This is a genomic window from Microbispora catharanthi (genome assembly GCF_006334915.2).
Lineage (GTDB): Bacteria > Actinomycetota > Actinomycetes > Streptosporangiales > Streptosporangiaceae > Microbispora > Microbispora catharanthi.
In genome coordinates this window covers 22,282-30,226 of record NZ_VDMA02000044.1, presented here as the reverse complement: position 1 = coordinate 30,226, position 7,945 = coordinate 22,282, and the positions used below count along the sequence as shown (strand labels likewise).

At 71.6% G+C, this 7,945-nt stretch carries 4 protein-coding genes; 2 read left to right on the top strand and 2 right to left on the bottom strand.

The window, feature by feature from the left end; all coding sequences use genetic code 11:
- On the top strand, positions 1 to 565 hold a 565-nt coding region (locus tag FH610_RS41680; RefSeq protein WP_205826439.1), incomplete at its 5' end, for a cellulose binding domain-containing protein.
- A gap of 99 nt (positions 566 to 664) precedes the next feature.
- On the opposite strand, the gene FH610_RS41675 is transcribed toward FH610_RS41680, so the two are convergent.
- The gene (locus FH610_RS41675; RefSeq protein WP_139580764.1) at positions 665 to 1,828 is read right to left on the bottom strand and encodes a serine hydrolase domain-containing protein; all 1,164 of its coding nucleotides are present in this window, start codon (positions 1,826 to 1,828) and stop codon (positions 665 to 667) included.
- A gap of 259 nt (positions 1,829 to 2,087) precedes the next feature.
- Here FH610_RS41675 and FH610_RS41670 point away from each other — a divergent pair, with 259 nt between their 5' ends.
- Positions 2,088 to 5,114, top strand: a complete 3,027-nt coding sequence (locus FH610_RS41670) for an MGH1-like glycoside hydrolase domain-containing protein (protein WP_139580763.1) — start codon at positions 2,088 to 2,090, stop codon at positions 5,112 to 5,114.
- A gap of 53 nt (positions 5,115 to 5,167) precedes the next feature.
- Here the strand turns inward: FH610_RS41670 and FH610_RS41665 are convergent, their stop codons facing one another.
- Positions 5,168 to 7,942 carry an AbfB domain-containing protein gene (locus tag FH610_RS41665; RefSeq protein ID WP_139580762.1) on the bottom strand — a complete coding sequence of 925 codons (2,775 nt, stop codon included), beginning with the start codon at positions 7,940 to 7,942 and terminating at the stop codon, positions 5,168 to 5,170.
- Positions 7,943 to 7,945 lie beyond the last annotated feature (3 nt).

Genomic DNA, 7,945 nt, shown 5'->3' with positions numbered 1-7,945 from the left:
CTGCGTCGGCATCACCACGTGGGGCGTGCGCGACAGCGACTCCTGGCGCTCCAGCCAGACCCCGCTGCTGTTCGACGGCAACGGCAACAAGAAGCCCGCCTACACCGCCGTCCTCAACGCCCTCAACGCCGCCGTACCGGACACCTCGCCCAGCCCCACCCCACCGGTCAGCCCGAGCCCGACCCCGCCGGTGAGCCCCAGCCCCACTCCGCCCGACAGCCCGAGCCCGACTCCTCCGGTCAGCCCGTCGCCCGGTACCTCGCCCGAGCCGGGCGGGTGCAGCGCGACGATGCGTACGGTGAACTCCTGGCCCGGCGGCTTCCAGTCGGAGGTCACGGTCAGCGCCGGCAGCTCGGCGGTCAACGGCTGGACGGTGAACTGGAGCTGGTCCGGCTCCCCGTCCATCACCCAGCTGTGGGGCGGCCTCAAGTCCGGCTCCGGCGCCTCGGTCTCCGTGCGCAACGAGTCGTGGAACGGCACGCTGTCCGCCAACGGCACCACCACCTTCGGTTTCGTCGCCAATGGCAGCGCGGAGACGCCGACGCTGACATGCGGCGCCTCCTGACCGGTGGAACCGCGATGACGCGCTCCTGACCAGGAGGAGCGTGCAGGGGCACCCCCGCCACACGCGGGGGTGCCCCGCTGCATGCGTCGGTCCGTTCACTCAACTGCCGCAGAGGGCCGTCTGGATGGCCGCGTCGAGGTGCTTCTCCGCGGCTTCGGAGGGGAAGGGGGTCCGGGTGACGGCGATCGCGGCGGCGCGGCCGTCGTCGGTGACCGAGTTCCAGGTCGAGTAGCCGGGGATGTCGCCTCCGTGCCCCCAGCTCTGGCCGCCGCATCTCAGCGGCCGGCGGAACAGCCCGAGTCCGTAGCCCGCGGGCACGCGTGGGGAAACGGCGACGGTGCGGCGCATCTCCCTCAACTGCTCGGGCTTGAGCAGCTTGCCGCCCACGACGGCGCCGAAGAAACGGTTGATCTCGGCCGGGGTGGAGACCATCTGCCCGGCGGCCCATGCCCACGAGGGATCCAGGTCGGTCATGTCGACGAGCGGTTTGCCCGGGTCCTGCTGATAACCGTCCGGGTGGGGTCCCCTGATGCCTCGCTCGCCGACCGCGGGAAAGTAGGTGTGGCGCAGGCCGAGCCGCCTGATCACCCGGTTGGTGATCTCCTCGGCGACCGGTCGGCCGGTGACCCGCTCGATGAGCAGCCCGGCGACGATGTAGTTGGTGTTGGTGTACTTCCACCGGGTGCCGGGCGCGAAGGCCGGCTTCTGTTGCAGTGCCATGTCCAGCAGCCGCCGGGGTTCGTAATAGTCGTACCGGTACGGCGCGACGGCCAGGTCCAGGAACATCGTGTACTCGGGGAGGCCGCTGGTGTGCTGCAGCAGTTGCCGCACGGTGACGCGGCGACCGTCGTTCCCGTTCCCGCGGATGAGACCGGGCAGATAGGTCTCGACCGGCTCGTCCAGGCGGACCTTCCCCTCGCCCGCCAGCTGCAGGACGACCACGGAGACGAAGGTCTTGGTGTTGCTGCCGATCCGGACCTCCCCGTCGACCGGCGTCCTGGCCCTGGTCCGCAGGTCGCCCACTCCCGCGGTGTAGTCGCGGACGCGCCCGTCCCTGCTCCGTACGGCGGCGAGGGCGGCCGGGAATCCGTCCCTGCGCACCAGGTCGTCCAGCAACTTCTGGACGACGTCGGCGTCCGGCCGCATCAGGGGCGCGGCCGAGGGCGCCTGGACGCCGAGGACGGCGAGCACGGCGGCGCACGCGCCGGTCCACCGGCGTGAACGGGAGCGCGCGCACCTGAAACGCGACGTGGAACACCTCATGGCCCACCTCGCAAGCGCAGGCATGTGTGTCAGGGGGTGGTACCCGCGGGAGGCGGCAGGAACCGGAACATGGTGCTGAAGTTCGGTCGAAAGCAAGCAGATCTGTCTTGTGTTTCTGTCAAAACTGCTCAAGACTGTGCAACATCGAACACATTCGGTCGCACCCGATCGCATGTGAGAGAGCCGGGCACCGCCCGGTCGCCGTCACCCCCCGAGAACGCTGAGAACGGTGAGAACGGTGAGAACGCCCGAGGTGACCATGAGACACGCCGTCGCGGTGCTCGCGACGCTCGCGGCGCTGGCCGCGCCGACCGCCCTGATCCCCGCCCAAGTCGAGGCCGCCCACGCCCAGGCGCCGCCCGCGGCGTACCCGGAGGTCGGCAGGGGCACGGCCTTCCTGGACCACGACGCGCTCGTGTCGGGCTACGCCGAGCCGGAGTGGTACAAGGCCAACATTCCGTTCCTGGAGGTCCCCGACCGGGAGATCCAGGACGTCTACTACTACCGCTGGAGCACCTACAAGCGGCACATCCGCTACACCGACTCCGCGACCGGCGACGTCATCACCGAGTTCCACAACCCGCCCGGCTACTCCGCCCCGCTCGGCGGCATCGTCGCCGCCGCGGGTCACCACGTGTACGAGGGGCGCTGGCTGCGCGACACCCGCCCGATCGACGACTACCTCACGTACTGGCTGCAGGGACCGGGCGCCGGCCCCAAGCCGAAGGAGGACTACGTCAACAAGGACACCGACGACTGGGCGCACCAGTACTCCTGGTGGGCGGCCGACGCCGCCTACCAGCGCTATCTGGTCACCGGCGACGCGTCCTTCGTCGAGGGGCTGCTGCCCGACCTGGTCCGGCAGTACGACAAGTGGGGCGGTCAGTACGACAAGACGCTGGGCCTCTACTGGTCGGTGCCGGTGTGGGACGCGATGGAGTACACCGCCTCCTCCTACGAGACCGACCCGGCCGATCCCTACCACGGCGGAGCGGGCTACCGGCCGACGCTGAACGCCTACCAGTACGGCGACGCGAAGGCGATCGCCGCCATCGCGGACATGGGCGGCGACAAGACCCTGGCCAGGAAGTTCGACAAGCGGGCGGCGTCGCTGCGGGACGCGCTGCACCGCTACCTGTGGGACCCGGAGCGGTCCTTCTTCTACCACAAGGCCCGCGCCGACCTGGACCCCCGGCAGCGGCTGGTGTCGACGCGGGAGCAGATCGGGTTCGTGCCGTGGGCGTTCGACATGGCCGAGCCCGGCACGGAGAAGGCGTGGGCGCAGCTGCTCGACCCGCAGGGGTTCGCCGCGCCCTACGGGCCGACCACCGCGGAGCGCCGCAGCCCGCTGTTCATGCGCGACGCGCTGAGCGGCTGCTGCCGCTGGGACGGGCCGAGCTGGCCCTACTCCACCTCGACGACGCTCACCGCGATGGCCAACCTGCTCGACGACTACGACCAGGACGTGGTCACCGCCGCCGACTACTACAGGGTGCTGCGCGGCTACGCGCTCACCCAGTACAAGGACGGGCACCCGTACGTCGCCGAGGCGCACCACCCGGACGAGCCGCGCTGGATCTACGACTCCCGCGGGCACAGCGAGCACTACAACCACTCGACCTTCAACGACCTGGTGATCAGCGGGCTGATCGGGCTGCGCCCGCAGCCGGACGGCGAGGTCGTGCTGAACCCGCTCGTCCCGGCCGGGTGGGACTACTTCGCGCTGGAGAACGTGCCCTACCACGGGCACAACGTGACGGTCCTGTGGGACCGCGACGGCAGCAGATACGGCCAGGGCGCGGGCATGCGCGTCTACGTGGACGGCAGGCAGGCCGCCCGCCGGGCCACGGTCGGCGAGCTGACCGCCCGTGTGCCTGCCGCCGCGGCACCCGGCCGGTCGTCCCGGCCGAGCGACGACGCCGCCAACCCGTACGGCACCGGCTACCCCAAGCCGTTCGCGTCGTACACCAACGGCATCGACAACGTGTGGGACGCCGTGGACGGGCGGATCTTCTACGACGACATCCCGCACAACCGGTGGACCAACTACCGCTCCCCGAACGCCGAGGACCATCTCGGCGTGGACTTCGGCGTGCCGACCCGGGTGAGCGACGTGCGGTTCTACGCCTACGACGACGGCGGCGGGGTGAAGGCCCCGGCGTCGTACCGGCTGGAGTTCTGGGACGGCGCGGCGTGGCGCGAGGTGCCGGACCAGACGCGCACGCCCGAACGGCCCGTGGGCGCGGCGCTGAACCGCGTCACGTTCCCGGCCCTGACCACGACCAGGATCCGGCTGGTGTTCGGCAACCCGCCCGGTGCGTACGTCGGCGTCACCGAACTGCAGGCGTGGTCGCCCGCCGCGGGCGACACCACGATGGACGCGGCGGTCGCCGGGCAGGCGCGTGCGGGCGTGCCCGCCGAGGTGACCACCACCTTCGCCAATCGTGGACGCACGCCCGCCACCCGGGTCACCGCGTCGCTGACCGTGCCGCCGGGCTGGTCGGCCGAGCCGGTCGGCAGCCCGCGGACCCCGGTGGTGCGGCCGGGCGGCGAGTTCACCGTACGCTGGCGGGTCGCGCCGCCCGCCGGAACCGCGCCGCGCCCCGGCGCCCACCCGGTGCGTGCGATCGCCGAGTACGACGGGTCGGCGCGGGCCGTGAGCCCCTACGCCCAGGTGACCATGGGGTTCGACCCGGACGCCTACGGGACGACGGAGGTCGAGGACGACTTCGGCGCCGACACCTCGGCGGGCTACACCCTCTACAGACCCGAGGGCGGCGAGGCCCTGCCGGCGGTCACGGCCGGCGGCGGCCGGTTCGCGGGCAGCGGCGCACAGCCGTTCTTCGGCCTGGCCGCCGGACCGGCGGGGCTCTCGTCGGCCGACGCGATCAGCGTGGTGACGGCAGGGGAGTTCGCCGGCACCGGCAGCCCGGAGGACAGCGTGTTCGTCGGCTGGGTGAAGGACGCGGGCACCTATGTGACCGCCTGGTACAACAACACCCGCAAGCAGTCGGGCATCAACGTGCGGGTCGGCGGCCGGTTCCTCGACACACCGGGCGACGCCCCGCTGACCCTGAAGCCGGGCGACCGGTTCGCGCTGGTGCTGTCCGGCGACACCGTCACCTCCTTCGCCTACACCGGCGGCCAGTGGCGTCCGCTGCGTACGGCGGACATCGGCGGCACGCTCGCCACCCCACAGGCCCGCGAGGGCTTCCGCTACGGCTTCGGCCTGCGCGGCACGTCCGGCACGATCACGATCGCCGGCCTGGAGGGCCGCGCGGCGTAGCTCCTCGGGGAGCCGTGGTGCGAAGAGCCCTCGCACCACGGCTGCCCTTCCGGTCAGGGCGCCCAGGCGGCGGTGACGGCCCAGCTCACGTCCTCGGCGTACGAGGCGGGGTTGTCGTAGGGATGCGCGCCGCCGCCGGAGGCGACCCAGACCTCCTCGGCGTAATGACGGACGTTCGTGCCCAGTTCGTTGAGCGACGCCAGGCGTACGCTTCCCGGTGTGCCGCCGGGCTGCGCGCAGAAGGTGGCGTCGCGGCGGAACAGTTCGCTGCCGTCCGGCGCGTCCAGGCGGACCCGGAAGTTGGAATGCCGCAGGTAGCGGCCCGGATAGTTGCGTGACTCCAGCGAGTAGCAGGTCGGCTGGGCCAGGCCGCGCCGTACGACGAAGGTGGCGTCGGACTTCAGCAGGGCGTCGCTTCCCGCGGTGACCACGTCGGTGCGGGCCAGGCTGTTCTGGTGCCTCAGGTAGCGGTCGGTGAACCCCGGAGTGGTGACCCGGAACGAGCGGGCCTGGTCGAGCGGCAGGTCGGCGCCGCTGCGCCACAGCGGGACGGTCACCGCCCACGTGGTGTCGGCGGCGAAGCTCGCGGCGGCGTCCCACGGGTTGGCGCCGCCCTGCTTGGCGACGTAGACGAGCTCGTTGTAGTGGCGGATGTAGTGGCCGCGCAGGTTGTAGGACTCCAGCCTGGTCCCGCCCTGCCCCTCGCGCGGGCAGAACGTGGCGTCGGCCGCGAACAGGGCAGTGCCGTCCTGCCGGTCCTTGCGCAGCCGGTAGTCCGAGTGGCGCAGATACTCGCCCGGGAAGTCGCGCGACTCGAACGACACGCACGAGGAGTCGGCCAGGCCCGGACGCGTCCAGAACGTCGCGTCCTGCTTGGCCAGGTCGGCGCTTCCGTCGTCGATCACGTCGGTGCGCGCGAGCCCGTCCCGGTGGCGCAGGGAGCGGCCGGTGTAGCCGGGCGTGGTCACCCGCAGCGACACCGGCTCGCCCCGGGGGACGTCGGTGCCCGCCGCGACCGCCAGCAGGTGCCGGTTGGCCTCCCGCACGCGCGACTCGGTCATTTTCAGCACCTGGCGGTCGTAGGTGAAGAACCCGTTGACCTCGTTCTCCACGTCGTAGGGCTCCGTGTAGACCGAGGCGGACAGCCCTCGGGTGTGCACGAGCCGTTCCACCTGCCTGGTGACCTCGACGTAGCGGTTCGTCAGCGACCCTTCGTCGGGGTACAGGTCGCCGTAGGCGAACCCGGCGCCGGGCTGGTACTCGTGGCCCTGGACGCGCCTGCCGAGGCCGCCGAACTCGCCGAGCACCGCGATGCGGGTGGCCGAGGGAAGCCGGGTGTCGGTCTCGCCGGGGACCTGATACCAGTGGTCGTCGATCACGTCGCCGTTGGTCGGCTCGGGGTCGGAGACGCAGCAGTTGGATCCGGAGTCGTGATCGATCAGCCGGGTCGAGTCGATGGACCGGACCAGGTCGACGATGCGCTGGTTGTCGTACTCGCCCCAGCCCTCGTTGAACGGGACCCACATCACGATCGACGTGATGCCCTTGAGCTGCTCGACGATCCGGCGCAGCTCGGACTCGTAGTTGGCGTGGCTGCGCTCCGGCGTGTCGTCCACGGCGTCGAGCGAGGGCATGTCCTGCCACACCATCAGGCCCAGCTTGTCGGCCCAGTAGTACCAGCGGGCGGGTTCGACCTTGATGTGCTTGCGGACCATGGTGAAGCCCAGGGCCTTCTGCCGCTCCAGGTCGAAGCGCAGCGCTTCGTCCGTCGGCGCGGTGTAGATCCCGTCCGGCCAGTAGCCCTGGTCGAGGGTGCCGAGCTGGAACACGAACTTCCCGTTGAGCACGGGGCGCAGCACCCCGCCGGCCACCGCCTTCCCGATCGACCGCATGCCGAAGTAACCGGTCACGACGTCGCCGCCGCCGGCGCCCGTGAGCGTGACGCGCAGGTCGTACAGGAACGGGTCGTCGGGCGACCACAGGCGGGCGTCGGGCACGGGCACGCGGATGTGCGACCCGACCGCGCCGGTGGCAGAGCCGACGACCGTGCCGCCGCTCAGCACCTCGGCCCTGGACTGGTCGCCGGTGCCCCGCACGACGAGGTCCAGGACCCCGGCGGGCACGTCGGGCGTGGTGTCGAGCCGGGTGACGTGGGCGGCGTTCACCGGTTCGAGCCACACCGTCTGCCAGATGCCCGACGACGCGGTGTACCAGATGCCGCCCGGGTCGCGGCGCTGCTTGCCGATGGGGAACGTGCTGCCGTCGATCGGCGAGGACACCCCGACGATCAGCTCGTTGTCCCCGGACCGCAGGGCGGAGGTGATGTCGAAGGAGAAGGCGTCGTAGCCGCCGGTGTGCCGGCCGACCTGGACGCCGTTCACCCACACCCGCGCCTCCCAGGTGACCGCCCCGAAGTTGAGCATCACCCGGCGCCCGGTCCAGCCGGACGGGACGGTGAAGGCGCGCCGATAGAACATGGTGTCCTCGTGGCGCTTGATCCCCGACAGGGCGGACTCGATCGGGTACGGCACGAGCACGCCCTCCGCGAGCGTCCGGCCGATGGGAGGCGAGTCGAGGGTGGGCGCGCCGGCGAACTCCCACACGCCGTTGAGGTTGAGCCATTCGGACCGGACGAGCTGGGGACGCGGATAGTCGGGCAGGGCGTTGGCGGGGGACACCTGGGCGGTCCAGGGCGTGGACAGGGGCGGCGTCTTCGGCTGCCAGACGGCGGCGGACGCGGCGGACGCGGCGGGCGCGGTGAGGACCAGGCAGGCCGCCGTGAGCAGGAGGGCGGTCGCGGCGGCGAGAGCCCGGCGAAGCCGGATCATCGG